The sequence below is a fragment of the Tenacibaculum sp. HL-MS23 genome (assembly GCF_032463465.1).
Lineage (GTDB): Bacteria > Bacteroidota > Bacteroidia > Flavobacteriales > Flavobacteriaceae > Polaribacter > Polaribacter bernardetii.
The window spans coordinates 2,322,098-2,348,133 of sequence record NZ_CP135989.1 but is presented as its reverse complement, the minus strand read 5'-3'; the positions used below and the strand labels follow the sequence as shown (position 1 = coordinate 2,348,133).

24 protein-coding genes are annotated in these 26,036 nt (G+C 32.5%); 10 read left to right on the top strand and 14 right to left on the bottom strand.

Translation table 11 applies throughout. From position 1 onward, the window contains the following. Window positions 1-73: 73 nt before the first annotated feature. The 5 genes from RRF68_RS10950 to RRF68_RS10930 all read right to left on the bottom strand — a co-directional run bounded on the left by RRF68_RS10950 (window position 74) and on the right by RRF68_RS10930 (window position 2,723). Entirely contained in the window at window positions 74-499 is a 426-nt protein-coding gene (locus tag RRF68_RS10950) for a hypothetical protein (RefSeq protein ID WP_315944369.1), read from the bottom strand. 45 nt (window positions 500-544) lie between these two features. Then, window positions 545-1,135 carry a PhnA domain-containing protein gene (locus RRF68_RS10945; protein WP_315944368.1) on the bottom strand — a complete coding sequence of 197 codons (591 nt, stop codon included), beginning with the start codon at window positions 1,133-1,135 and terminating at the stop codon, window positions 545-547. 162 nt (window positions 1,136-1,297) lie between these two features. Continuing rightward, window positions 1,298-1,828, bottom strand: coding sequence for a ribosome maturation factor RimM (rimM, locus tag RRF68_RS10940; RefSeq protein ID WP_218773529.1), 531 nt, complete (start codon window positions 1,826-1,828; stop codon window positions 1,298-1,300). Between the two features lie 20 nt (window positions 1,829-1,848). Then, window positions 1,849-2,358: a 30S ribosomal protein S16 gene (locus tag RRF68_RS10935; protein ID WP_315944367.1), complete on the bottom strand. Its 510-nt coding sequence runs from the start codon at window positions 2,356-2,358 to the stop codon at window positions 1,849-1,851. Between the two features lie 173 nt (window positions 2,359-2,531). Beyond that, the gene (locus RRF68_RS10930) at window positions 2,532-2,723 is read right to left on the bottom strand and encodes a cold-shock protein (protein ID WP_218772155.1); all 192 of its coding nucleotides are present in this window, start codon (window positions 2,721-2,723) and stop codon (window positions 2,532-2,534) included. 239 nt (window positions 2,724-2,962) lie between these two features. Between RRF68_RS10930 and dnaE the strand changes: the two genes are divergently transcribed. Beyond that, window positions 2,963-7,336: a DNA polymerase III subunit alpha gene (gene dnaE / locus RRF68_RS10925; protein ID WP_315944366.1), complete on the top strand. Its 4,374-nt coding sequence runs from the start codon at window positions 2,963-2,965 to the stop codon at window positions 7,334-7,336. A 2-nt stretch (window positions 7,337-7,338) separates the two neighbouring features. Further along, window positions 7,339-7,695 (top strand): hypothetical protein, encoded by a 357-nt coding sequence (locus RRF68_RS10920; RefSeq protein ID WP_218772153.1) that lies wholly within the window; start codon window positions 7,339-7,341, stop codon window positions 7,693-7,695. Here RRF68_RS10920 and RRF68_RS10915 read toward each other — a convergent pair whose 3' ends face one another. From RRF68_RS10915 to RRF68_RS10875, 9 genes are all read right to left on the bottom strand, one after another. Further along, window positions 7,696-8,538: an alpha/beta hydrolase gene (locus RRF68_RS10915; protein WP_315944365.1), complete on the bottom strand. Its 843-nt coding sequence runs from the start codon at window positions 8,536-8,538 to the stop codon at window positions 7,696-7,698. It abuts the gene before it with no gap. A 13-nt stretch (window positions 8,539-8,551) separates the two neighbouring features. Continuing rightward, window positions 8,552-9,445 carry a gliding motility-associated ABC transporter ATP-binding subunit GldA gene (gene gldA, locus RRF68_RS10910; RefSeq protein ID WP_315944364.1) on the bottom strand — a complete coding sequence of 298 codons (894 nt, stop codon included), beginning with the start codon at window positions 9,443-9,445 and terminating at the stop codon, window positions 8,552-8,554. Window positions 9,446-9,568: 123 nt separating this feature from the next. Then, window positions 9,569-10,057 (bottom strand): dihydrofolate reductase, encoded by a 489-nt coding sequence (locus RRF68_RS10905; RefSeq protein WP_315944363.1) that lies wholly within the window; start codon window positions 10,055-10,057, stop codon window positions 9,569-9,571. 20 nt (window positions 10,058-10,077) lie between these two features. Next, window positions 10,078-10,263: a hypothetical protein gene (locus RRF68_RS10900; RefSeq protein ID WP_315944362.1), complete on the bottom strand. Its 186-nt coding sequence runs from the start codon at window positions 10,261-10,263 to the stop codon at window positions 10,078-10,080. 63 nt (window positions 10,264-10,326) lie between these two features. Beyond that, a complete protein-coding gene (locus tag RRF68_RS10895) occupies window positions 10,327-11,151 on the bottom strand; it encodes a thymidylate synthase (RefSeq protein WP_218772148.1) in 825 nt (274 codons plus the stop codon). A 111-nt stretch (window positions 11,152-11,262) separates the two neighbouring features. Next, a complete protein-coding gene (locus tag RRF68_RS10890; RefSeq protein WP_315944361.1) occupies window positions 11,263-12,981 on the bottom strand; it encodes a NupC/NupG family nucleoside CNT transporter in 1,719 nt (572 codons plus the stop codon). Between the two features lie 13 nt (window positions 12,982-12,994). Beyond that, a complete protein-coding gene (locus RRF68_RS10885; protein ID WP_218772146.1) occupies window positions 12,995-13,603 on the bottom strand; it encodes a bifunctional nuclease family protein in 609 nt (202 codons plus the stop codon). Window positions 13,604-13,744: 141 nt separating this feature from the next. Beyond that, window positions 13,745-14,698 carry an electron transfer flavoprotein subunit alpha/FixB family protein gene (locus RRF68_RS10880; protein ID WP_315944360.1) on the bottom strand — a complete coding sequence of 318 codons (954 nt, stop codon included), beginning with the start codon at window positions 14,696-14,698 and terminating at the stop codon, window positions 13,745-13,747. Between the two features lie 93 nt (window positions 14,699-14,791). Next, on the bottom strand, window positions 14,792-15,532 hold the full coding sequence (locus RRF68_RS10875) for an electron transfer flavoprotein subunit beta/FixA family protein (RefSeq protein WP_315944359.1): 741 nt from the start codon (window positions 15,530-15,532) through the stop codon (window positions 14,792-14,794). A gap of 213 nt (window positions 15,533-15,745) precedes the next feature. Between RRF68_RS10875 and RRF68_RS10870 the strand changes: the two genes are divergently transcribed. The 8 genes from RRF68_RS10870 to RRF68_RS10835 all read left to right on the top strand — a co-directional run bounded on the left by RRF68_RS10870 (window position 15,746) and on the right by RRF68_RS10835 (window position 26,033). Continuing rightward, complete coding sequence (locus RRF68_RS10870; protein WP_315944358.1) at window positions 15,746-16,729, top strand: pyruvate dehydrogenase complex E1 component subunit beta; 984 nt, start codon at window positions 15,746-15,748, stop codon at window positions 16,727-16,729. A gap of 75 nt (window positions 16,730-16,804) precedes the next feature. Further along, a complete protein-coding gene (locus RRF68_RS10865; RefSeq protein WP_275315440.1) occupies window positions 16,805-19,333 on the top strand; it encodes a DUF5686 and carboxypeptidase-like regulatory domain-containing protein in 2,529 nt (842 codons plus the stop codon). Window positions 19,334-19,436: 103 nt separating this feature from the next. Next, window positions 19,437-19,964: an inorganic diphosphatase gene (locus tag RRF68_RS10860; protein WP_275315439.1), complete on the top strand. Its 528-nt coding sequence runs from the start codon at window positions 19,437-19,439 to the stop codon at window positions 19,962-19,964. A 118-nt stretch (window positions 19,965-20,082) separates the two neighbouring features. Then, complete coding sequence (locus tag RRF68_RS10855; RefSeq protein WP_315944357.1) at window positions 20,083-22,575, top strand: sodium-translocating pyrophosphatase; 2,493 nt, start codon at window positions 20,083-20,085, stop codon at window positions 22,573-22,575. 115 nt (window positions 22,576-22,690) lie between these two features. Next, on the top strand, window positions 22,691-24,013 hold the full coding sequence (locus RRF68_RS10850; RefSeq protein ID WP_315944356.1) for an anthranilate synthase component I family protein: 1,323 nt from the start codon (window positions 22,691-22,693) through the stop codon (window positions 24,011-24,013). A gap of 35 nt (window positions 24,014-24,048) precedes the next feature. Further along, window positions 24,049-24,969 (top strand): sterol desaturase family protein, encoded by a 921-nt coding sequence (locus RRF68_RS10845; RefSeq protein ID WP_275315435.1) that lies wholly within the window; start codon window positions 24,049-24,051, stop codon window positions 24,967-24,969. 5 nt (window positions 24,970-24,974) lie between these two features. Beyond that, window positions 24,975-25,208 carry a hypothetical protein gene (locus tag RRF68_RS10840; RefSeq protein WP_218772137.1) on the top strand — a complete coding sequence of 78 codons (234 nt, stop codon included), beginning with the start codon at window positions 24,975-24,977 and terminating at the stop codon, window positions 25,206-25,208. 3 nt (window positions 25,209-25,211) lie between these two features. Further along, window positions 25,212-26,033: a lysophospholipase gene (locus RRF68_RS10835; protein ID WP_315944355.1), complete on the top strand. Its 822-nt coding sequence runs from the start codon at window positions 25,212-25,214 to the stop codon at window positions 26,031-26,033. Window positions 26,034-26,036: the final 3 nt, after the last annotated feature.

The following is a 26,036-nucleotide window of genomic DNA, read 5'->3' as shown; positions in this document are numbered from 1 at the left end:
GTTGAATTATGTCTCTGATCAGACACTTCTGTTATATAAACTTGTATTGGTTCATTTTTCAACATAATTTTACCTAGTTTATTTCTTTTTTTATTCTTAATCCCCCAGTTTTAAGAAAGGGAACTCCTTTCCTTGTAATATTACCTTTCTTATCTTTAAAACTTACTAAAACAAAATTATACTCCCCTCCATATAGAATTGCCTCTGGAGGACTATCATATTCAAATAAGCTAATGTGGAAATATTTTTTATACTCAGTAATTCTAACAGTTAAATTACTATTAGTAGTTGCACTATTACCAAACTTCCCCTTTGTCAAATAGACCCTTGCTTTTCTTCCTGTGTTGTCTCCAAACTCATCTTTAAAACTAGTTTCTATCCATTCATTATAATTGTCCGTTTTTTTCTCTTGCGAAATAACATTACCACAAATAAAAATTATTAATAGAATTAATAATTTATCGATTATATTATTTTTAATTCCTTTCTTTATTTTCATTTTATGAATTTTTAATATTTTCTATACAAGAATAAAATACATTAACTACTCTTTCTCAGCCATTTTCTTAACGTAATCAGTAATAATAACGATTTGAGTTGGCCCTACTTTACCTTCAATATAATTTGCGTTTTCATGATCTAAAGAAATTCTACGAACAGCAGTACCTTGTTTGGCAACCATACTAGAACCTTTTACTTTTAAATCTTTAATTAATACTACAGAATCTCCTGCTTGTAAAATTACTCCGTTTGCATCTCTGTGAATTATTTTTTCACTTTCATCTAAATGATCTCCACTTTCTTTAGCATAACGTAAATCATCATCTTCTAAATACAACATATCTAACAAATCCTGAGGCCAACCTTCTTTACGAAGTCTAGATAACATTCTCCAAGCAATAACCTTTACGGCTCTAAACTCACTCCACATACTATCATTTAAACAACGCCAATGGTTTGCTTCTGTTTTTTCAACATCTTCAATTTGTTCAACACAAGTATCACAAGCTAATAAGCTACCATCAACACCACCAATAGCCATTGGTTTAACTTCATAAATTGATAAATTATCTTTTGAAGTACATAACTCACATTGATTGTCACTTCTATCTTGTAATTCTTCTAATAAACTCATTCTTTTAATCTATAAATTAAGGTCTGTAAAAATACATTTTTATTTTTCTTCAAGCTTTTATAATAGTTAAAAAGTAATTTTATCCTTCAGTAAAACAAAAAAAGCCTAGAAGATTAAATCTTCTAGGCTTTTTTTATTAATTTATTTTCTAAAAGGAAAAAGTTAATCTTCTAAATACAATTCGATTAATCCTTTTGGCGTTTCTACTTCAATTGTTTTATTCTCTCTATCAACTTTTTTAATAAAGTCATCAATCATAGGAATAAAAATTTCGGTATCTCCATTTTCAATTTCAAAAAGAGGTTGCGCTGCTTTATCATTTATATATGCTAAAGTACCTACCTCTCCGTAATTTTTATCAATAATCGTAAAACCTATAACTTCGTGGTAATAAAATTTATTTCCAGTAAGTTTTGGTAGTAAATTTAAAGGCAAATAAATTCCTGCTCGCATAATAGCATCAGCATCTTGCTCGGTATCTACATCTTCAAATTTTACACGAAACATAGTGCTTTTACTTAACGAAGATTTTTCAATAAAAAAAGGAACCAGATTATTGCCTAAATCGACAAAAACTGATTCCAAATTTTCGTAAAGATCGGGTTCATCAGTGTCTAACTTAATAACCACTTCCCCCTTAAAACTATGTTTTTTAACGATTTTGCCAAGATAAAAACACTCTTCTTTTTGCATCATCATTGTAGTACAGTTTTTTATTCTTCGCTATCTGCTTCGTTATCTGCAGCTACTTCTTCACTATCTGCAACAGGTGCAGCAGGAGTATTAGCAGCAATACGTGCAGCGTTTACAGCTTTTTCAGCTTCTAAAGCTTTTGCTTTTGCATCAGCATCTGCCTTTGCTAAACCATCAACTTTACCAGCTACTAAACCAGTTTTTTCCTCTAACCAAGCAGCAAATTTAGTATCTGCTTGTTCTTGTGTTAAAGCTCCTTTTTTAACTCCACCAGCTAAATGATTCTTTAATAAAACACCTTTATAAGATAAAATGTTTCTTGCAGTATCAGTTGGTTGAGCACCTTTTTGTAACCATTCTACAGCTGTATCAACATCTAAGTCAATTACTGCTGGGTTAGTGTTAGGGTTGTACGTTCCGATTTTTTCTAAATAACGACCATCTCTTTTTGATCTTGAATCAGCAGCTACTACCCAGTAAAAAGGTTTTCCTTTTTTACCGTGTCTTTGTAATCTAATTTTTACAGGCATAATTTTTAATTTTTAAGGTACGCGACCTTGATTATTAACAAATCTCATCATCTCGTGATAAGTGGGCGCAAATGTATAGCTTTTTTTTTATTAAAAATTAAAAACGTAACATTATTGCAATAAAAAAGAGCCTGAAAAACAAGCTCTTAAGAAAATTTTGGTGAGTTTAGATATTACAACACTCTAACGTCAACTGCGTTTAAACCTTTTTTTCCTTCTTTAAGATCATACTCTACTGTATCTCCTTCTCTAATCTCATCGATTAAACCTGATACATGTACAAAATACTCTGTGTTTGATCCTGACTCAGTAATAAATCCAAAACCTTTAGATTCATTAAAGAACTTTACTGTTCCTTCTTTCATTGTAAAAAAATATTATATTTAATAAAGTGCAAAGATACTTCTATAATTCGATTCTTAATTAATTTTATATCAATAAAACTAAAACTTAACATCTACGTAACAATAGATTATGTGTATTTATTGACTATAAAACTCAATATCACGTTACAAACTCGTTAATAACTTCTACTAAAAACAACACAAATTCTTCGTATTTTTACACTTTACTTATACCTAAACGCTTCAATAAAACACTCTAGATGTATTTAATTTTTGATACTGAAACTACCGGACTACCTAAAAGTTGGAATGCGCCTATTACTGACACTAATAATTGGCCTAGAGCTACTCAAATCGCGTGGCAATTACATGATGAATTAGGTAATTTAGTTGAGCATAACGATTTTTTAATTAAACCTGACGGATTTAATATTCCGTATGATGCAGAAAGAATTCATGGTATCTCTACCGATTTAGCGCAGGAGCAAGGAATTGAACTTTCTGAAGGTTTAGCGTTATTTAATGAAGCTTTAAGTAAAACAAAATTTATAGTTGGGCAAAATCTTGCTTTCGACATTAATATTATAGGGTGTGAATTCCATCGTTTAGGTGTTGATAACAACTTAACAAAACTACCAATATTAGATACTTGTACCGAGCATACAGCAAAAATGTGTCAGATTCCTGGTGGTCGTGGTGGTAAATTTAAATTACCAACATTAACCGAATTACACCAACATTTATTTGGAGACGGTTTTGGAGATGCGCACAACGCAACTGCCGATGTAGAAGCAACAACTAGATGTTTTTTAGAATTAATTCGTTTACGTCAGTTTACCAAAGAACAACTTCAGGTTACAGACGATTTTTTTGATCGCTACACTCAAAACAACCCAAGTGTTACTCAAATAATCGGACTAAATCACTTAAATCTTAAAAGAGAAAGTGAAAAAATTCGCGCTAGAAAAGAAAAAGCAAAAGGAGATACAACAACTATAAGTACTAATGAAGGTTTAGCTGAGTTAAAAGATAGTAAGTTCGCACACCTTCATAATCATACACAATATTCTGTTTTACAATCTACCATACAAATTGGTAATATTGTAAAAGCTGCTGCAAAAGATAACATGTCGGCAGTAGCAATGACCGATACAGGTAATATGATGGCTGCTTTTCATTTCGTACAAGCAGTTTTAAATCATAACAAAGCTGTTGATTCGGCTAATATTGAAGCTATAGAAAAAGGAGAAGAACCTACTCAAAAACCTTTAAAACCAATTGTTGGTTGTGAATTTAATATTTGTAACGATCACACTAATAAAAGTCAGAAAGACAACGGTTACCAAGTTGTTTTATTAGCTAAAAACAAAAAAGGATATCACAACTTAGCAAAAATGTCGTCTATTGCTTTTGTTGATGGTTTTTATTACATCCCTAGAATTGATAAAAAAGTAGTAGAACAATATAAAGAAGATATTATTGTACTTACTGGTAGTTTGTACGGTGAAGTGCCAAGTAAAATATTAAATGTTGGTGAAGCGCAAGCTGAAGAAGCATTAATTTGGTGGAAAGAACAATTCGGTGATGATTTGTACATCGAATTGATGCGCCATAATCAAGAAGATGAAAAAGTTGTTAATGAAACACTCTTAAAGTTTTCTAAAAAGCATAACGTAAAAACAGTTGCATCTAACAACACATTTTATTTAAGCAAAGAAGATGCCAATGCGCATGATATTTTACTTTGTGTAAAAGACGGTGAAAAACAAGCAACACCTAAAGGTAGAGGTCGTGGTTATCGTTATGGTTTACCTAACGACGAGTACTACTTTAAATCATCTGAAGAGATGAAAACTTTATTTGCAGATCTTCCTGAAGCCATCATTAATATTCAGGAAATTGTAGATAAAATAGAACCTTATACTTTAGCTCGTGATGTTTTATTACCTGCTTTTGATATTGCTGACGAATTTAAAGATGAAAAAGATAATGAAGACGGAGGTAAACGAGGTGAGAATAATTTCTTACGCCATTTAACATACGAAGGTGCAAAAAAACGATATGGCGAAATAACTGATAGTATTCGTGAACGTTTAGATTTTGAGTTGGAAGTAATTGAAAAAACTGGATATCCTGGTTACTTCTTAATTGTTGAAGATTTTATCCGCGAAGCGAGAAACATGGATGTTTCTGTAGGGCCAGGACGTGGTTCTGCCGCTGGATCTGTAGTTGCCTATTGTTTATGGATTACCAATATAGACCCTATTAAATACGATTTACTTTTTGAGCGTTTCTTAAATCCCGAACGTGTATCAATGCCCGATATCGATATTGATTTTGATGATGAAGGGCGTGGTCGTGTAATGGATTATGTAATCGACAAATACGGTGCAAATCAGGTAGCACAAATTATTACCTACGGTACCATGGCTGCAAAATCTTCTATTAGAGATACTGCTCGTGTATTAGATTTACCGCTTTTTGAAGCTGATAGAATTGCCAAGTTAATTCCTGGAATGAAGCTAAAGAAAATATTCTCTTTGGATGAAAAAACGTTAAAAGAAAAACTTAGGGCTGAAGAAATAGAATTAGTAAACGAACTAAAAAGACTTTCTAATGGAAATGATTTAATGGCAGAGACCATTAATAAAGCTCGGATACTAGAAGGATCGGTTCGTAACACAGGTATTCATGCTTGTGGTGTAATTATTACACCAGATGATATTACCAAATTCGTACCTGTTGCACTTGCCAAAGATTCTGACATGTATGTAACTCAGTTCGACAACTCGGTTGTTGAAGATGCTGGTTTACTAAAAATGGATTTCTTGGGATTAAAAACGTTAACCTTGATTAAGGATACCGTTAAAATTGTAAAAGCACGACACGATGTTCTTTTAGACCCTGAGACCTTTCCGTTAGATGATGTAAAAACCTATGAACTTTTCCAAAGAGGAGAAACTGTTGGTATTTTTCAATATGAATCTCCAGGAATGCAAAAACACATGAGATCTTTAAAACCTACCGTTTTTGAAGATTTAATTGCCATGAATGCCTTGTATCGTCCAGGACCGATGGAATACATCCCTTCTTTTATCCGAAGAAAACACGGAGATGAAGAAATTGAGTACGATTTACCTGCCATGGAAGAATACCTAGCTGAAACCTACGGAATTACCGTATACCAAGAGCAGGTAATGTTACTTTCGCAAAAATTAGCCGATTTTACCAAAGGTGAAGCCGATGTTTTACGTAAGGCAATGGGTAAAAAACAAATTGCGGTTCTTGATAAAATGAAACCAAAGTTTGTTAAACAAGCAATTGCAAACGGACATGATGAAAAAAAATTAGAAAAAATTTGGACAGACTGGGAAGCCTTTGCTTCTTATGCTTTTAACAAATCGCACTCTACTTGTTATGCTTGGATCGCTTATCAAACTGCCTATTTAAAAGCCCATTACCCAGCTGAATATATGGCTGCGGTTCTTTCTAACAATATGAACGATATCAAATCGGTTTCATTTTTTATGGAAGAATGTAAGCGTGCCGGAATTACTGTTTTAGGCCCTGATGTAAATGAATCTTTTTCTAAATTCTCGGTAAATAAAGAAGGAGCAATCCGTTTTGGAATGGCTGCAATTAAAGGTGTTGGTGGTCTTGCCGTAAAGGCAATTATTAATGAACGTGAAGAGAATGGTCATTTTTCTTCTGTTTTTGATCTTGCTAAACGAGTTGATTTACGGGTGGCAAATAAAAAAGCATTTGAAGGTTTAATTTTAGCTGGCGGTTTCGATTCTTTTACAAATACACACAGAGCACAATATTTTGTAGAAGATGAAAAGAATCAAAAATTTATAGAAAAAGCATTACGTTTTGGTAACAAATATCAAGAAAATCAGAATTCTTCTCAGGTTTCTTTATTTGGTGGTGGCTCTGAAGAAGAAATGCCTGAACCAATTATTCCTACTTGTGATACTTGGGGAACCATGGAGCTATTAGGAAGAGAGAAAGAAGTAGTAGGTATTTATATTTCTGCGCATCCGTTAGATGATTTTAAAAACGAATTAAAATTTTGTAACGCTGCACTATCTCATTATAACGACCTTCCTAAATACGAAGGCATGGCATTGTCTTTTGGTGGTATTGTAACCGATGTACAGCATCGTATTTCGAAAGCAGGTAAAGGTTGGGCTACTTTTTTTATTGAAGATTATAGTGAGAATTTTGAGTTTAGAATTTTTGGTGAAGAATATCTTCGTTTTAAACACTTTTTGGTTCCTAATTCTTTCTTATTTGTAAAAACAATGGTAAAACCAGGTTGGACAAATAAAGAAGGTATAAAAGGAGAACCAAGAGTCAGCTTTAACGAGTTTTTATTACTTCATGATATTATGGATAAAATGTGTAAAAAAATAACCATAAAAATGCCTTTACAAGATGTAAAAGAAAACAGAATTAAAGATTTACAGCATTTATTTGCAACTAATAGAGGTTCTCAAAATTTACATTTTACTATTTGGGACACCGAAGAAAAAATAGAGCTGAATTTACCAAGCAGAAATACTAAAATTAAAATTTCTAATGAATTTTTAAAGTTATTGGATGAGCAACATATTAATTATAAATTGAATTAAAAATGCTTTCTAAACATCTTAACAGTGATGCTTTATTAGTAAAGGCAGTTAATGAAAAACTGTATGCAAATTTAATTACTCAGTTAAATAAAGATTTTAGCTTAGCCAATTTAGCAATTAATTTAACTAAAAACAGCACACCAACTACATTAAAGGACGAGTTAACAAAAGTAATAAAGCATTTAATTCTGGCGGATTTAAACAGCTATAAAAATCTTTTATACATTGTTGATATTCCTGAAACAATGACTTATAAAAAAGAAGCATCAAATATTGACACCTATACCGAAAGTATTGTCTTTTTAATATTAAAAAGAGTTTGGAAAAAAGTATGGTTTCGAGCTAATTATTCTAATTAGTTATTTCTCTAAGAAGTGTAAAATAATTTCACTCACTTTTTCTAATTCAGCAGGTAACTGAGTTTCATTCCAAGGATGTTTTACATTAAAAACATGATCTGCTCCTTCAATAACTTGTAGTTTACTTTTAGGATTCCATTCATGCAGTTCTTTTGCTTCATTAATAGAGATTGAAGTGTCATTATCTCCATGGATAATTAAATGCGGAATCTTTAATTGTTCTTCAGCAGATTTGATATTAAGGCGTTTTTCATTATCTTTAAAATCAGTATAAAACTGATAATAATGTGGCATTTGTTGTTTCGTTCTTCCATTTACAACATATTTAACACCAGATTCTTTCCATTCTTTTAAGTTACCAACAGTAGCAGTCCGTTTGCCTAAATCACTAACACTTGCTAATGTAATAAGTTTTGTAATTCTATTATCTTCTGATGCTTTTATTATTGCAATGCCGCCGCCTCTACTATGACCTATTAAATTAATATCGCTTGTATTAAAACTTTCACTGTCTTTAAAATAAGAAGCCGCCCAATCTAACACATCATTTAAATCGTCAAGTTCTTTCGTGTAGTTATTATTCCCGAAGGCTTCTAAATCTGTAAAATCAATAGGATTTTCTATAGTTCCTCCGTTATGAGAGAAGTTAAATTTAACAAAACAAAATCCTACATTAGCAAAATATTCAGCCATTAAATTCCAAGCCCCCCAATCTTTAAAACCTTTATAACCATGACAAAAAATAACAATCGGTTGATTACTCTTTTCTCTTGAAGAAAACACATCAATTAAAATAGATTTTTTATCAACTCTATCTAGAATTATGTTCTTTTTGATTTCCATAATAGGAGTTATTCTAATTAGTCAATTCTCTAAACAAGCTTTCTAAATTTTTATTTTCGGTATTTAAACCAAGAATTTTAAGTCCATTTTCTTGCGCAAAATCAAAAATTACTGGGCGCATATCTTCTGGTGTTTCAAAAGTAAGTATCCAGTTATTTTCTACCGTATTTTTATAATAAACAATATTTGGTAAACGCTGTATAAATTGTTCTTCTAACTTATAATCAAACGTAACTTTAATTGTTTGTTGCTTGCTTGTTTTAAGTTCAGAAATTGGTTTATCAATAACCAACTCCCCTTTATTTATAATAATTACGCGATCGCAAACCGCCTCTACCTCTTGCATTATATGTGTAGACAATAAAACCGTTTTATCTTTTCCGAGTTCTTTAATCAACTCACGAATTTCAACTAATTGATTCGGATCTAAACCTGTAGTTGGTTCATCTAAAACTAACACTTCTGGGTTGTGTAAAATAGCAGCTGCTAAACCCACTCTTTGACGGTATCCTTTTGATAGTTGCACTATTTTTTTATGTGATTCAATCGTTAATCCTACTTTTTCAATTACCTCCGCTATACTCTTTTTATCAACTTTATAAATTGCTGCTTGAAATTGTAAATACTCACGCACATACATATCTAAATACAACGGATTGTGTTCAGGTAAATAACCTATTTTTTTCTGTGCTTCAATAGGGTTTTTAACAACATCTATTCCGCTTACAAAAACAGTTCCTTCACTTGGCTGAATAAATCCGGTTAAGATTTTCATAGTGGTAGATTTTCCTGCTCCGTTTGGACCTAAAAACCCCACTATTTCTCCTTTTCTTGCTTTAAAAGAAATATCATTGACTGCTTTTTGTGTTCCGTAAATTTTGGATATAGAAGTAAGTTGTATTGACATATTTTTATCAATTGAGGTTCTGAAATAAAATCAGAATAACATAAATTATCGTGTCTCTTCGAGCGCAGTCGAGAAGTATTTTATACGGTCTCGACTGCGCTCGACTTGACATTTAAAAACCGTTTATTTTCTTTTGTAAGAAACGAAACTGTAATCGTATTTATTTTTTTCATCAGCTTTACAATCTTCTCTAGATATTTCTTTCCAAACATCTAAATCAATTGTTGGAAAAAAAACATCTGCTTCAAAATCGTGATGAACAATCGTAATATCTAATTGATCAACCAACCCTTTTTCAATGGCTTGTTTATAAACCTGGGCTCCTCCAATTATAAAAACATCCGAAGCTGATTTTGATAATTCAATAGCCTCTTCAATTGAGTTCGCGACCAAACATCCATCTTTAAAATAATCATTATTCCTAGTTATAATAACCGATGTACGATTAGGTAATGGTTTTCCAATACTTTCGAAAGTATTACGCCCCATTAAAATATAATGTCCCGAAGTAACTTTCTTAAATCGTTTTAAATCCGCAGGCAAATGCCAAATTAAATCATTATCTTTTCCTAAAGCATTGTTATTTGCTATTGCAGCAATTATTGTAATCATAGATTGTATTTAATAAATGGCTAGACACTCTTTGCCCACTCTTTAATATAACTTGTTAAATCTCTTTTACTTGTAGTAGCTTCGCCTAAAACATCTGTTTTTATATTATCAACTAAAGTTTCTATTGCTTCTAAAACCTTTTCATCATTAATATCAGCTATTTTATCATACAGAGCATCTTTTAAAACATCAACATTTGTAGTCATTTTCTATATTTTTTAGGTTCCTATTACAAAGCTACTAAAGAAATTATAAAAAATAATGTTAAATTATACTGCTACAGCACCTTTAATATGTGGATGCGGATTATAATCTACTAATTCGAAATCTTCAAAAGTAAAATCTTCAATGTTTTTGATTTCAGGATTCATTTTCATTTTTGGTAATGCCCTTGTTTCTCGAGACAATTGCAATTCTAATTGTTCGATATGATTGCTGTAGATATGTGCATCTCCAAAAGTATGAATAAACTCTCCTGCTTCATAACCACAAACCTGAGCAATCATCATTGTAAATAAAGCATATGAAGCGATATTAAACGGAACACCTAAAAATATATCAGCACTTCGTTGGTATAACTGGCAAGATAATTTTCCGTCTGCTACATAAAACTGAAAAAATGCATGACACGGTGGTAAAGCTGCTTTATCGTTAGCAACGTTTTCAGAAAATGATTTTGAAGTATCAGGCATTACAGAAGGATTCCATGCAGAAACTAACATTCTACGACTGTTCGGATTCGTTTTTAGTGTTTCAATAACATCTTTTAATTGATCAATTTCATCACTATTCCAATTACGCCATTGATGACCATAAACAGGTCCTAAATCGCCGTTTTCATCAGCCCAAGAATTCCATATTTTAACACCGTTTTCTTGTAGATACTTAATATTTGTATCACCTTTTATAAACCAAAGCAACTCATATATAATCGATTTTAAGTGCAACTTCTTTGTAGTTACCATCGGAAAACCTTCACTTAAATCAAAACGCATTTGATAACCAAAAACACTTTTTGTTCCTGTTCCTGTTCTATCACCTTTCTCGTTTCCGTTTTCTAAAACGTGTTTTACTAAATCTAGATATTGCTTCATCTTCTACTTTTGATTTCTGTAAAAATAAAAAAGCTTCAACATTTAATGCTGAAGCTTTTAAAATTATATTAATAAGTTATTAACTATTTAGTTATCTGTGGCGACTCGCCACTACCCAATAATCATACCGGCTATGGTTGCAGACATTAAAGAAGCTATTGTTCCTCCAATTAAAGCCTTAATACCAAATTCTGATAATGTTTTACGTTGCCCTGGTGCTAATGACCCAATACCACCAATTTGAATACCAATGGATGCAAAATTTGCAAATCCGCATAACATATAAGTTGCCATAATAATAGATTTATTATACGTTAAATGCGTTGCGTTTGCAATATTTTTAAGTTCTGCTAACTGAATATACCCAACAAATTCACTTGCAGCTAATTTAATACCTAACAATTGCCCCATTAAAGCCATATCTTCTTTTGCAACACCAATCAACCACATTAAAGGAGCAAAAACATATCCTAAAATTGCCTCTAAAGAAAACTTAGTATAACTTGTATTTGCCGCCATCCAAGTGTTTAGTGATGTGACATCTCCTACCCAACCTAAAACACCATTTATCATAGCTATGAAAGCAATAAAAACTAATAACATTGCTGCTACATTCATTGCTAATTGCAAACCTTCTGTTGTTCCGTTAGCAATAGCATCTAATATATTCGAACCTATTTTATCAGACGAAACCTCAACTTCTGTATTTACTTTTTCTGTTTGTGGATACAAAATTTTAGATATAATTATGGCTCCGGGTGCTGCCATTACTGACGCAGCCAACAAATGCTTTGCATACAATAATCGTAAACCTTCGTCTTCACCTCCCAAAAACCCAATATAAGCTGCTAAAACAGCTCCGGCTACTGTTGCCATACCACCAATCATTACTAATAGTATTTCTGATCGGTTCATTTTTTCTAAATATGCCTTAATCAATAAAGGAGCTTCTGTTTGACCTAAAAATATATTTCCTGCAACAGATAAACTTTCTGCACCTGATATTTTTAACACTTTAGATAAAAGCCATGCTAACGCTTTTACTACTTTTTGAATTAAGCCAAGGTAAAATAATAATGATGTTAATGCCGAAAAGAAAATAATGGTAGGTAATACTTGAAAGGCAAAAATGAATCCGTAAGAACTCATATCTGATACCAAACCACTAAATAGAAATTCACTTCCTGCTCTTGTAAAATCTAACACGCTTACAAATAAACCTCCAACTATTTCAAAAGCTGTTTGAACAAAAGGAACTCTTAAAACACCTATGGCAATAACCAACTGAAAAGCCAATCCTAAACCAACCGTTTTCCAATCAATCCCTTTTCTATTGGCACTAAATAAAAATGCGATAATTAATAAAGAAACCATTCCTAAAACACCACGCCATAAACTCTGTATAGAAAATCCACTACTTGGTATAATAGCTTCTGACATCTCTGTTTTTTCTTTACCTTGATTTGCTATAAACACTGCGTTATTGCTAGATGTAAAACTATATAACACATCTTTTTCTGCTAATACTAATGCTTCTTCTGTTAATTCAACTACATTATAATAACGAACTGTATCATTAGGTTGTTTGTGATTAAGAATTAATAAATTATTCTGATGAATATAATTTCCTGCTGCTTGTAAACTGTCTTTAGCGAGTATAGAATAATTAAAATCACCTCTAGTTAAGTTTAAAACATCTGATGGATTTACGGCAACTACCGAATTACCATCAGTAGTAGTAATCGATGAAAAACTCCACTTTTTCTCTATGCTCTGACCAAAAGTTAGTATTGATGCACAAAGCATTATGAGAGTAAATAATTTCTTCATTTTATATATTTTATTAAGAACGTTTGCTTATTTCGTCGCGAAGTTCTGCTGCTAACTCATAATCTTCGTTAACTACAGCTTCATTAAGTTGTTCGTGTAATTCTTGTAATGATAAATGCGTATATCCCTTTTCCTCTTCAAACTCATCTTCTAAAGAGAATTCTATCTCGTCAGATTCTAGATCTTCTTCTATAATTAACTCTTCGTCTAGCTTTAAGTAAACACCTGCTTTATCTAAAATATTTTCATAAGTAAAAATAGGTGCTTGAAAACGAACTGCCAGTGCAATTGCATCAGAAGTACGAGTATCAATAACTTCTTCAACTCCTTCTCGCTCGCAAATTAAACTAGAGTAAAAAACACCATCAACAAGTTTATGAATAATAACCTGAGTTACTTTGATAGAGAATTTATCAGAAAATGTTTTAAATAAATCGTGTGTAAGTGGTCTTGGTGGTCGAATTTCTTTCTCTAAAGCGATTGCTATAGATTGTGCTTCGAATGCTCCAATAATAATAGGGAGTGTTCTTGTACCGTCCATTTCACTCAGCACTAATGCATAAGCTCCACTTTGAGTTTGGCTATACGAAATCCCTTTAATAGTTAGTTTTATTAAACTCATGTACAATTATAAAATAACAAAAAGCTGTCTAATTTTAGGCTCTACGCTTCAAATTTAGACAGCCTTCTTAAGTGGGCACAATTTACTAAAAATTATGAGTTGAACTCTAATTTCTATAAAAAGAAAATTTACCCACTAAAATTATGCTTGTTTAAAAGCTTTTAATTTTTCTATTAACTGCGGTACAACTTCAAAAGCATCACCTACAATTCCGTAATCTGCAGCTTTAAAGAAAGGCGCCTCTGGATCTGTATTGATAACCACTTTTACTTTTGATGCATTAATACCAGCTAAGTGCTGAATTGCACCCGAAATACCAATGGCAATATATAAATTTGAAGCTACTGGCTTACCAGTTTGCCCTACGTGTTCACTATGAGGACGCCATCCTAAATCAGAAACTGGCTTAGAACATGCTGTTGCAGCTCCTAAAACAGTTGCTAACTCTTCAATCATTCCCCAGTTCTCAGGCCCTTTCATTCCACGACCTGCAGAAACCACGATATCAGCATCAGCAATAGTTACTGTACCACTAGCTTTATTAATACTTTCTGATTTTACTCCTAGCTCTGGCAAAGTTGCATCAAAACTCTCTGTCGATCCGCTTACCGAATTTTCGTGAGCTCCGTATGAATTCTTTGCTACTCCAACTACTTTTTTCTCTGTTGAGATTTCAGTATTGTTAAATCCTTTATTTGAAAAAGCTTTTCTTCTTACAACAAACGGACTAACACTAGCTGGTAAAGCAACAACGTTAGATGCATATCCTGCCTCTAAACCTACGGCAACTAAAGGAGCTACTGTGAAACCATCAATACTAGAATCTATAATTATTGTATTTGCTGATTTTGATTCTGCTACTTGCTTAATAATAGAAGCGTATGCTTTTGCATTAAAAGATGCTACGTCATTTTTTACTTCAATTACTTTTTCTGCTCCGTATGCATATAATTCAGAAGCATCTCCACCGTTGATAGTTAATACCAACATGTCGCTTCCTAATTGTTCTGCTACTTTTTTTCCGTATGAAACTACTTCAAAAGCAGTTTTTTTAAATTTTCCTTCCGATGCATCGGCAAAAACTAATACAGACATATTTTTATATTTTTTTATGTTATTGCGAAAAAAATAATTTTTAAAACAAACTACCTCACTTTATTCGCAACAACGTGGTTTTAAATCTTACTATTAAATTGCTTTTGCTTCGTTGTGTAACAAGTCGATTAATTCATCAACAGTATCAACTAACTTTACAGCTCCTTTTTCAGCAGGCTTCTCAAAATTTTGAGTAGCAGTACTTGCAGCAACACCTGTTGGTTCTACTAAAGCTAAAGGTTTTTTACGAGCCATCATAATTCCACGCATATTTGGTATACGTAAATCTTTTTCTTCTACTAACCCTTTTTGCCCCGCAATTACCATTGGTAAAGTTGAAGAAACTTTCTCTTCTCCTCCATCAATCTCTCTTCTTAAAGAAACATTTACCCCATCTATTTCTGCACCTACACAAGCATTTACAAAATTAAAATCAACTAAAGAAGCTAACATCCCTGGTACCATTTGACCGTTGTAATCTGCTGATTCTTTACCTGCTAAAACTAAATCGTAACCACCGCTTTTAACAACAGCTGCTAATTCTTTAGCAACCATAAAACCATCGGTAGGTTCTGCGTTTATACGAATTGCATCATCTGCACCAATAGCTAAAGCTTTACGTAAAGTTGGTTCTGTTGAAGCACCTCCTACATTTACAACTGTTACACTAGCACCTTGCTTTTCTTTAAACCACATAGCACGAGTTAAACTAAACTCGTCATAAGGATTTATAACATATTGAACTCCGTTAGTATCAAACTTTGTATTGTTATCTGTAAAGTTAATTTTCGAAGTAGTATCAGGTACATGACTGATACAAACTAATATTTTCATATATCGTTGTTTTTAAGAAACTTAATTTTTGAGCTACGAAGTTACGGTTTTTTTTTAATTTACTATGCATGCATAGTATTTTTTTTAACTTCCTAATTATTTAATAACAGAAGGTTACAAAGGTAAGTAACGATTTGTTTAAGTTAAAAACCTATTTCTTATTTCTATTTTTGTTATTTTTGCAATCTTGATAAACAACTACTAATATAACGTATGAAAACAATACAATTTAGAGAGGCTATTTGCGAAGCTATGAGTGAAGAAATGCGAAGAGACGAGAGCATTTACTTAATGGGTGAAGAAGTAGCTGAATATAACGGAGCTTATAAAGCTTCAAAAGGGATGCTAGATGAATTTGGTGAGAAAAGAGTTATTGATACTCCTATTGCTGAATTAGGTTTTGGTGGTATTGCAGTTGGATCTGCAATGAATGGAAATCGTCCTATTGTTGAATACATGACTTTTAACTTCTCTTTAGTTGGTATTGATCAAATTATTAACAATGCTGCTAAAATTCGTCAAATGAGTGGTGGACAACTAAATTGTCCTATTGTTTTTCGTGGCCCAACAGGTTCTGCCGGTCAATTAGGTGCTACACATTCACAAGCTTTTGAAAACTGGTTTGCAAACACACCAGGTTTAAAGGTTATCGTACCATCTAATCCTTATGATGCAAAAGGTCTATTAAAAGCAGCTATACGTGATGATGATCCAGTTATTTTTATGGAATCTGAACAAATGTATGGTGATAAAATGGAAGTTCCAGAAGGTGAATATATCATTCCTATTGGTGTTGCAGATATTAAAAGAGAGGGTACAGATGTAACGGTAGTTTCTTTTGGTAAAATTATTAAAGAAGCTTATAAAGCTGCGGATGAATTAGCTAAAGAAGGTATTTCTGTTGAAATTATCGACCTACGTACTGTTCGCCCAATGGATCATAACGCAATTTTAAAATCTGTAAAGAAAACTAACAGACTAGTAATACTAGAAGAAGCATGGCCTTTTGGTAGTGTATCTTCAGAAATTACTTTTAGAGTACAAGACGAAGCTTTTGATTATTTAGATGCTCCTATAAAAAGAATTACAACTGCTGATACACCAGCACCATATTCACCAGTTTTATTAGCTGAGTGGCTACCAAATGCTAGTGATGTTGTTAAAGCTGTTAAAGATGTTTTATATCTTAACAAGTAATAGAGAAATAAGAAATTAAAAAGAAACAAAAATCCTTTTGACATTTGTCAAAAGGATTTTGCAGTATTAAAAAAAATGAAGAAATCACTCCTAATCCTACTTCTACTCATTACCAGTTCTTTATATTCTCAAATCACATTAAAAGGTAAAGTTGTTGATGAATTTAACAACCCTATGCCTTTTGTTACTGTATTTTTAAAAAATACAGTATTCGGAACGACCACCAACGATGATGGAACATTTTTTTTAAAAACAAAGAGATTTAGAGGTACTCTAGAAGTCTCTTTTATTGGTTTTCAAACACAAACTTTAAAAGTTAATAAAAAAACTAAATACTTAAATATTTCTCTTAAAGAAGAAGCTGATCAATTAGATGAGGTAATAATTGTTTCGAAACCTAAAAAACGATTAAAGAAAAAAGAGAACCCTGCATATCGTATTTTAAAAGAAATCTGGAAAAGAAAACGAAAAAACGGACTTGATTTAGTTGATAATTATCAATATAAGAGACAAAGCACTATTGAATTAGGTCTTAACAATTTAGATACTATTTTTTTAAAAAACATTTTTAAAGATGAATATCAAAAAACAATAGATAAGGTAAAATACGATAGTGATGGTGTTAATTATTACATTCCAATTTATTTAAACGAAGAAGTAGCGAATATATATGGAGATAATAAAAACGAGAATATCAGAGAAGATATTGAAGCTGAAAAATCTGAAGGACTAGGCACGAAAGGTTTTGTTTTTGATAGAATGTCAAACACTTTTCAAGATGTTGATGTCTTTAAAAACAACATCAACTTATTAAGAAAATCTTTTATAAGCCCTTTATCTAACGATGGTTTTGCTACATACGATTATGTACTTTATGACAGCATCGTGAAAAATAACAAAAAATCATACAACATATACTTTTTTCCTATCAGAGATGGGGATCTAGCTTTTCAAGGGAACTTTTGGGTATCTGATAAAACATTTTCTATCGAAAAAATAAAAATGAAAGTCCATAAAAGCATCAACTTAAACTTTGTTAGAGGCTTATCATTTGAAAAAGAGTTTGAAGTAAGAAACGATAGTATTTACATACCTACTAAAAATGCCTATGTAGGTGATTTTACATTTCTTGACAAAAATGAAAGCAACAAAGGGTTAACAATCAAAAAAACAATTCTTTACAACGACTATATATTAGACAAACCACTTGCTAAGGATTTTTACACACAAGAGATTGTTAAAATAAGACCCAACCAATACAGAAAAGAAGACTCCTATTGGAAATCAAAACAAAATGAAGAAAGCAACTCAACATATAATTTTATAAGTATTGTAAAAGAAAAAAAACAAATTAAAAACATAACTGGCTTAATAAATACGGTTGCTAGTGGATTTATAAATACGCCAGCCGGAATTCAGTTTGGACCATTATGGACAATCTTTGCCAACAACCAAGTAGAAGGCTTCAGAACCAAAGTTGGCTTCAGAACCTTTAAATCTAAAGATGATCGTTTTCGTTTAGGTGGTCACTTAGCCTATGGTTTTAAAGACAAGGAATTTAAATACGGTTTAGAAGGTCGCTATTTATTATCATACAAACCAAGAATAGCAGTTGGGTTGGCATATCAGAAAGATATAGAACAATTAGGAAGTGTTTTATTGAATACTACGCAACTCTTAGGTTCCTCTTTTGGTACCGACGCTTTATTTTCTAGAGGTGACAACTTCTTTTTATCTAAAGTAGAAAAAATTGCTACTAATTTCGATTATCAGATTAAAACCAATTTACACGTAGGTGTTAACTTTTCACATGCAACCATAGAATCTGCATCACCGAAAGATTTCTCTATGGATTATCTTGATGAAAACGGAAATATTAGATCTGGAATAACAGATGTTGCTTCTGATCTTTACATTTCTTATACACCTGGTCGATTTGTATACGGACTAGGAGTTGAAAGACGTTTTGGGCGTAATATTTTTCCGACTTTAGTCTTAAATTATCGCAGAGGATACAAAGGAGTATTTAACGGATCACATACTTACGATAAATTACAGTTTAAATATAACCAACCTATTCTTTTAAGTAAATTCGGAGTTTTAGATGCTACTCTAGAAGCAGGTAAAACATTTGGTACACTACCAATAGGTTTATTAAACGTAATACCAGCAAACCAAACATTATCATTAACAAAAAACACATTTGCCTTACTAAATTACTATGATTTTGTTACCGACTCTTATTTAGCGACACATTTCGAGCAGCATTTTAATGGCTTCCTCTTAAACAGGGTTCCTTTACTAAAAAAACTTAAGCTACGTAGTTTGGTTACTTTTAGAGCTGCATACGGAACCATATCTAAAGAAAACAGAGCTATTAACGATGGTTTAGTAAATAGTAGTGGCGCTGCAAATATTAACTACAACACTCCTAATAAACTCTATTATGAATACAGTGTTGGTCTTGAGAATATTGGGTATGGTAACTTACGTTTTTTACGTATAGATGCTATTTGGAGAAGCAACTACACACCTCCCGCAGGCTCATTTGCTCCACCAACTCCGAAGTTCGCAATACGAATAGGAATTAAACCAGGCTTATAATCATTAGTTTAACAATAAAATAATAGTTCTTTTTTGTTAAAAAACACTAATAAATTATTACTTTTGCAAACCGATTTTTAGAAACGAAGAAAAGCAAGATAATATGACTGCAAAAGAAAGAAAAACAGTAGATGTTTTAATTGAAATACCAAAAGGAAGTAGAAATAAATACGAATACGATTTTGACTTAGGAAAAATTCGTTTCGATAGAATGTTATTTTCATCAATGATGTACCCTGGAGATTATGGTTTCATTCCTGAAACTTTAGCTTTAGATAACGACCCATTAGATGTATTAGTTTTAGGAGCTGAACCAACTTTTCCTATGTGTGTTATGGAAGTAAAACCTATCGGTGTTTTCCATATGGCAGATGAAAAAGGACAAGATGAAAAAATTATCTGTGTTCCTGTTTCTGATCCTATCTGGAGTCAATTAAACGACTTAAAAGATATGAACCCTCACCAAGTTAAAGAAATTACTCACTTTTTTCAAGTTTATAAAGATTTAGAAAAGAAAAAAGTAGATGTTGGTGGTTGGGGAGACGCAAACGAAGCTTATGAAATCTTAGATAAGTGTATCGAGCGTTACGAAAACAGCGAGCATAAAGCAAACGGAGATTTCACTATTTAACCAGTAAAATTCTATATAAATTACCAAAACCTCTCAGAACATTCTGAGAGGTTTTTTGTTTAGTCACTGATTTCGTTATATTTACGAACATCAATTAACTAATCAAAACATAATTTATATGGAATCAATAATGATTTGGATGCCAATTGCAGCTGCTGTAATAGGATTACTTTACATGCTCGTTAAGAAAAAATGGGTAATGAAACAGAATTCTGGAGATGGGAAAATGAAAGAAATTTCTGACCATATTTACGAAGGTGCCTTAGCTTTCTTAAATGCAGAATACAAACTATTAACAGTTTTTGTAATTATCGTTAGTATATTACTGGCAATTGTAGCCTACTTCGTTCCAACAACAAGCTATTTAATCGTAATTGCATTTATATGCGGTGCTATTTTTTCTGCTTTCGCAGGAAACATGGGTATGAAAATAGCGACCAAAACAAATGTAAGAACTACGCAAGCAGCAAAAACAAGTTTACCTAATGCCCTTAAAATTTCTTTTGGAGGCGGAACCGTAATGGGACTCGGCGTTGCCGGATTAGCAGTTTTGGGATTAACTACATTCTTTATCGCTTTCTTTTACTTCTTTACGGGAGGTGTTTGGACAAACACCATGGACATGACAATTGTTCTTGAAACTTTAGCTGGTTTCTCTTTAGGTGCTGAAAGTATTGCTTTATTTGCTCGTGTTGGTGGAGGGATCTATACAAAAGCTGCAGATGTTGGTGCCGATTTAGTAGGTAAAGTTGAAGCTGGTATTCCAGAAGATGACCCACGTAACCCTGCTACAATAGCAGATAATGTAGGTGATAACGTCGGTGATGTTGCCGGTATGGGCGCAGATTTATTCGGTTCGTATGTTGCAACAGTTTTAGCTGCAATGGTTCTAGGAAATTATGTTATTAAAGATATGGGAGGAAGTATTTCTGATGCCTTTGGCGGAATTGGACCTATATTATTACCAATGGCAATTGCGGGTATCGGAATTATAATTTCGATGATCGGAACCATGTTGGTAAAAATTAAAAGTAATGATGCTAAAGAGTCTCAAGTAATGGGCGCCTTAAACTTAGGTAATTGGGTTTCTATTGCTTTAGTAGCAATCGCTTGTTTTATTTTATGCAAATGGATGCTTCCAGAAAACATGAAAATGGAATTCTTTGGTGAAGGTTTACAAGACATCTCATCTATGAGAGTATTTTACGCAACATTGGTTGGCTTGGTTGTTGGTGCTGTTATTTCTTCAGTAACTGAATATTATACTGGCTTAGGAAAATCTCCTATTTTAAAAATAGTACAACAATCTTCTACGGGGGCCGGAACAAATATTATTGCCGGTTTAGCAACAGGTATGATTTCTACATTCCCTTCTGTTTTATTATTTGCTGCCGCAATTTGGTCTTCTTATGCTTTGGCAGGATTTTACGGAGTAGCACTAGCCGCGTCCGCAATGATGGCAACTACCGCTATGCAATTAGCTATTGATGCTTTCGGACCAATTGCAGATAATGCTGGTGGAATTGCAGAAATGAGCGAACAAGAACCAATCGTTAGAGAGCGTACAGATATTTTAGATGCCGTTGGTAACACAACTGCCGCAACAGGGAAAGGTTTCGCAATTGCTTCTGCCGCATTAACATCATTAGCTTTATTTGCTGCTTATGTAACGTTTACAGGAATAGACGGAATTAATATTTTTAAAGCACCTGTATTAGCAATGTTGTTTGTAGGAGGAATGGTTCCTGTAGTTTTTTCCGCTTTAGCGATGAATGCCGTTGGTAAAGCAGCCATGGAAATGGTACAAGAAGTAAGACGCCAGTTTAAAGAGATTCCAGGAATAATGGAAGGTACTGGGAAACCAGAATACGATAAATGTGTCGCAATTTCTACAGAAGCTTCTTTAAGGGAGATGATGTTACCAGGATTGTTAACAATCGGATTTCCTTTAATTATTGCTTTTGTTCCAATGTTATTCGGAATGAATAATTTAGCGATTGCCGAAATGTTAGGTGGCTATATGGCTGGTGTTACAGTTTCGGGTGTACTTTGGGCAATATTTCAGAACAATGCTGGTGGCGCATGGGATAATGCTAAAAAATCTTTTGAAGCTGGTGTAGAGATCGACGGAAAAATGACTTATAAAGGTTCAGATGCTCACAAGGCAGCGGTTACTGGTGATACGGTTGGTGATCCTTTTAAAGACACTTCTGGTCCATCAATGAATATTTTAATCAAACTTACCTGCCTAATTGGCTTGGTAATTGCTCCTATTTTAGGCGGACACAATATTGATGCAAATTCTCATTCCGAAGATATTACTATCACAAAAGATGGTGAAACAGTTAAAGTGGAACTTAAAAATGTTACCTATATTGATGATGACGGTAAAACAACCGTCATCAAAAACGAAATCAGTAAAATTGTAAAAGTAGACATTAGTAAAAATGATGACGGAACTGCAAAAGCCATAATCACGACAGCTACAACCGAAAACGGAGAAGAGATTACAAAAGAAGAAGTTATAGAAGGAACTTTAGCCGAGGTAAAAAAGAAAATAAAAGCCTTTGAAAAAAGCGGAGAGAGAATTAAAATTAACGTTACGGAATAAGATCATAAAATCGTTAAAGAAATAATCGTTGATGTTGAAAAAGTAAAATAATTTAACAACTATATTTTATAGAAACCCGATAGTTATATTCTATCGGGTTTCTTATTTTTGTAAGATGTCTAAAAGAACCCAATCTGATTTTAAAATAGAGAACCCGAAAGAGTTTAAGCAAAAATTATTTGCTTGGTCTAAACAGTTTGAAACTGCTATTTGGTTGGATTCTAATAAGTACGAGCAAAAATATTCTTCGTTCGATTGTTGTTTGGCTGCAGATGAATTTACATCGATAAAAACTGATGCTCATAATGCTTTTGATAAATTAAAAGAATATCAATCATACACCAAAGATTATCTTTTTGGCTATATTTCTTATGATGTAAAAAATGATGTTGAAAAACTACAATCCACTAATTTTGACGGGCTTCATTTTCCTGACTTATATTTTTTTCAACCTCAAAAGTTAATTTTCATTAAAGGAAATACGGTTGAATTTCATTATTTACAAATGATAGATGATGAGCTAGAAGAAGATTTTAATGACATCTTAGAAACGAATCCTAATCTTATTTTGAATGAAATCGAAAAATCATCAGAAGAAGAGAAAATCAAAATAAAACTTCGTATTCACAAAGATGAGTACCATCAAAAAGTAACAAAAATTTTAAAACATATTCATAGAGGCGATATTTATGAAGCTAATTTCTGTCAAGAATTTTATGCTGAAAATACCAATATCAATCCTTATAAAATATACACGCATTTAAACGACATATCAGAACCACCTTTTGCTACTTTTTTCAGGCACGAAAACCTGTATTTATTATCAGCAACACCAGAAAGGTATTTAAGAAAAGAAGGAACAAAAATTATATCACAACCAATTAAAGGTACCGCAAAACGATTAATCGATGTTATTGAAGATGATAAAATAGCTTTCGATTTATCACGCGATGAAAAAGAACGAGCAGAAAATGTGATGATTGTAGATCTGGTTCGCAATGATTTATCAAAAACTGCAAAAAAAGGAAGTGTTATTGTTGAAGAACTTTGTAAGGTGCATTCTTTTAAACAAGTGCATCAAATGATATCAACCATAGTTTCTGAGGTAGAAAAAACCATACACCCTGTTGATGTTATTAAAGATACATTTCCGATGGGAAGTATGACGGGAGCTCCGAAAGTATCAGCTATGAAAATTATTGAAGAATTAGAAGAGACCAAACGCGGATTGTATTCAGGAACCCTTGGTTATTTTACGCCTAATGGCGACTTTGACTTTAATGTAATTATTAGAAGTATTTTATACAATACAAACAAAAAATACGTTTCATATTCAGTTGGTGGCGCAATTACAGCCAAGTCAACTCCCGAAAAAGAATATGAAGAGTGCCTACTAAAAGCAAAAGCAATGAAATATGTGCTATTAAACTCAAAGTAGTTCACTATATTGAACCCTCAATATTTAAAAATTCCATGAATTTTACCAATCCATTAGTATATGGCATACCTTGTTTTTTGGGTCTCATTTTATTAGAACTTACTTATAGTAAAACACACAATAAAAAAGACTTATATAACTGGAAAGATTTAGCCTCTAGCCTAACAATGGGAGTTGGATCTGTAATTTTAGCTCCTTTAATTAAAACTATTTCGGCAATTATTATCTTTAATTATGTGTATGAAATTTTTAATCCGCTAGTAAATGGTGTTCGTATGAATATTATGGGTTGGGAGTCTTTTGGATATGCTTGGTATGTTTGGATTGCTTGCCAATTGTTAGATGATTTTAGCTACTATTGGTTTCACAGACAAAATCATATGGTTCGTTTTTTATGGGCGGCACATATTGTTCATCATTCATCAAATAACTTTAATTTAGGAACCGCCGTTCGTAATGGTTGGTTTACCATTTTATACAAACCTTTTTTTTATATGTGGTTACCTGCAATTGGTTTCCCACCAGAAATGGTAGTCGTTTGTTTGGGAATTGAAGCTTTATGGCAATTTCAATTACATTCGGTTTACATATCAAAAATTAAATATATTGATGTAATTTTTAACACACATACAATGCACCAAGTACATCACGCAAAAAATATTGAATATATGGATAAAAATCATGGAGGATTTTTAAACATTTTTGATAGAATATTTGGTACGTGGAAAGAATTAGATGAAGAAATTGATATTGAATACGGTGTAACTCATGCTCCTAATTCATATAATCCTTGGGTAATTTTAACCCATGAATATAAAGATATTTTTAACGATACCAAAAAGTCTAGTAATTGGATTCATAAATTTATGTATATTTTTGGTCCTCCGGGATGGAGTCATGACGGAAGTACGATTAGTGTTAAAGAGATGCGAAAACTTATCGCCCAAAAAAAATAGGAGTAATGATTATAGATCAAGAAGAAAAATTTAAAGAAGTACTTCCTAAAATAGAAGGAAGCGTAAATGAACAAAGTTTTTTTAATAAATTTTTAGAACTGTATCCTGAAGCTTGGAAACAACATAAAATTACATTCTCTAAATTTAAGAGAGGTAAACAATTTGGAAAAACAATTCCGTTACCAAAACCCGAAGTTTCTTTGAGAAAAGAAATAAGAATCTGGTTACAAAAACAATAAACTATGACGCATCAAGGATTCAATTTCGATTATCATAAAACTACTTTTTTTGGTCAGTTTTGGCAACCCGAAACAGTAAAAGCTGTCGTGGTTATTATTCACGGAATGGGAGAACACTCTGGTCGTTACCAACATGTTGCTAAAAAACTAACAGATAATAATTTTGGTGTTATTGCTTTTGATCATTTTGGCCATGGTAAAACTACCGGAAAAAGAGGTCATAATCCTGGTTTTGATACCGTCTTAGAAAGTATATCAAAGTTAATTACAAAAGCAAAAGAGGTTTTCGGAGCTAAACCAATCTTTTTATACGGACATTCTATGGGCGGAAACGCAGTAATTAACTATACACTTCGTAAAGAAAATGACTTAACAGGAATCATTGCCACTAGCCCAATGCTAAAATTAGCTTTTGATCCGCCAGCATGGAAACTTTCTTTAGGTAAAATGATGCAAAAAATTGCTCCGTCAATAACTTTAGGAAATGAACTAGATGCTAATGATGTTTCTCGCGATAAAACTGAAGTAGCAAAATACATTAACGATCCGTTAGTGCATGATAAAATTAGTCCGAATTTTTCTTTATCATTTATTGACTCCGGTGAATGGGCTATTGAAAACGCATCAACTTTAAAAAAACCAATGTTATTATTACATGGAACTGGCGATAAAATTATCGATTATAAAGGAACCGAAGCTTTTGCCAATGCTACAGAAAAAGCAAGCTTAAAACTTTATAAAGGCGGTTACCATGAGCTACAACATGATTTATGTAAAGAAGAAATGATGCAAGACATTGTTAACTGGTTAAATAATCAACTATAAAAA

Coding starts and splice junctions, on each gene's coding strand:
- RRF68_RS10950 (WP_315944369.1), bottom strand. CDS start 499: ATGAAAATAAAGAAAGGAATTAAAAATAATATAATCGATAAATTATTA.
- RRF68_RS10945 (WP_315944368.1), bottom strand. CDS start 1,135: ATGAGTTTATTAGAAGAATTACAAGATAGAAGTGACAATCAATGTGAG.
- rimM (WP_218773529.1), bottom strand. CDS start 1,828: ATGCAAAAAGAAGAGTGTTTTTATCTTGGCAAAATCGTTAAAAAACAT.
- RRF68_RS10935 (WP_315944367.1), bottom strand. CDS start 2,358: ATGCCTGTAAAAATTAGATTACAAAGACACGGTAAAAAAGGAAAACCT.
- RRF68_RS10930 (WP_218772155.1), bottom strand. CDS start 2,723: ATGAAAGAAGGAACAGTAAAGTTCTTTAATGAATCTAAAGGTTTTGGA.
- dnaE (WP_315944366.1), top strand. CDS start 2,963: ATGTATTTAATTTTTGATACTGAAACTACCGGACTACCTAAAAGTTGG.
- RRF68_RS10920 (WP_218772153.1), top strand. CDS start 7,339: ATGCTTTCTAAACATCTTAACAGTGATGCTTTATTAGTAAAGGCAGTT.
- RRF68_RS10915 (WP_315944365.1), bottom strand. CDS start 8,538: ATGGAAATCAAAAAGAACATAATTCTAGATAGAGTTGATAAAAAATCT.
- gldA (WP_315944364.1), bottom strand. CDS start 9,445: ATGTCAATACAACTTACTTCTATATCCAAAATTTACGGAACACAAAAA.
- RRF68_RS10905 (WP_315944363.1), bottom strand. CDS start 10,057: ATGATTACAATAATTGCTGCAATAGCAAATAACAATGCTTTAGGAAAA.
- RRF68_RS10900 (WP_315944362.1), bottom strand. CDS start 10,263: ATGACTACAAATGTTGATGTTTTAAAAGATGCTCTGTATGATAAAATA.
- RRF68_RS10895 (WP_218772148.1), bottom strand. CDS start 11,151: ATGAAGCAATATCTAGATTTAGTAAAACACGTTTTAGAAAACGGAAAC.
- RRF68_RS10890 (WP_315944361.1), bottom strand. CDS start 12,981: ATGAAGAAATTATTTACTCTCATAATGCTTTGTGCATCAATACTAACT.
- RRF68_RS10885 (WP_218772146.1), bottom strand. CDS start 13,603: ATGAGTTTAATAAAACTAACTATTAAAGGGATTTCGTATAGCCAAACT.
- RRF68_RS10880 (WP_315944360.1), bottom strand. CDS start 14,698: ATGTCTGTATTAGTTTTTGCCGATGCATCGGAAGGAAAATTTAAAAAA.
- RRF68_RS10875 (WP_315944359.1), bottom strand. CDS start 15,532: ATGAAAATATTAGTTTGTATCAGTCATGTACCTGATACTACTTCGAAA.
- RRF68_RS10870 (WP_315944358.1), top strand. CDS start 15,746: ATGAAAACAATACAATTTAGAGAGGCTATTTGCGAAGCTATGAGTGAA.
- RRF68_RS10865 (WP_275315440.1), top strand. CDS start 16,805: ATGAAGAAATCACTCCTAATCCTACTTCTACTCATTACCAGTTCTTTA.
- RRF68_RS10860 (WP_275315439.1), top strand. CDS start 19,437: ATGACTGCAAAAGAAAGAAAAACAGTAGATGTTTTAATTGAAATACCA.
- RRF68_RS10855 (WP_315944357.1), top strand. CDS start 20,083: ATGGAATCAATAATGATTTGGATGCCAATTGCAGCTGCTGTAATAGGA.
- RRF68_RS10850 (WP_315944356.1), top strand. CDS start 22,691: ATGTCTAAAAGAACCCAATCTGATTTTAAAATAGAGAACCCGAAAGAG.
- RRF68_RS10845 (WP_275315435.1), top strand. CDS start 24,049: ATGAATTTTACCAATCCATTAGTATATGGCATACCTTGTTTTTTGGGT.
- RRF68_RS10840 (WP_218772137.1), top strand. CDS start 24,975: ATGATTATAGATCAAGAAGAAAAATTTAAAGAAGTACTTCCTAAAATA.
- RRF68_RS10835 (WP_315944355.1), top strand. CDS start 25,212: ATGACGCATCAAGGATTCAATTTCGATTATCATAAAACTACTTTTTTT.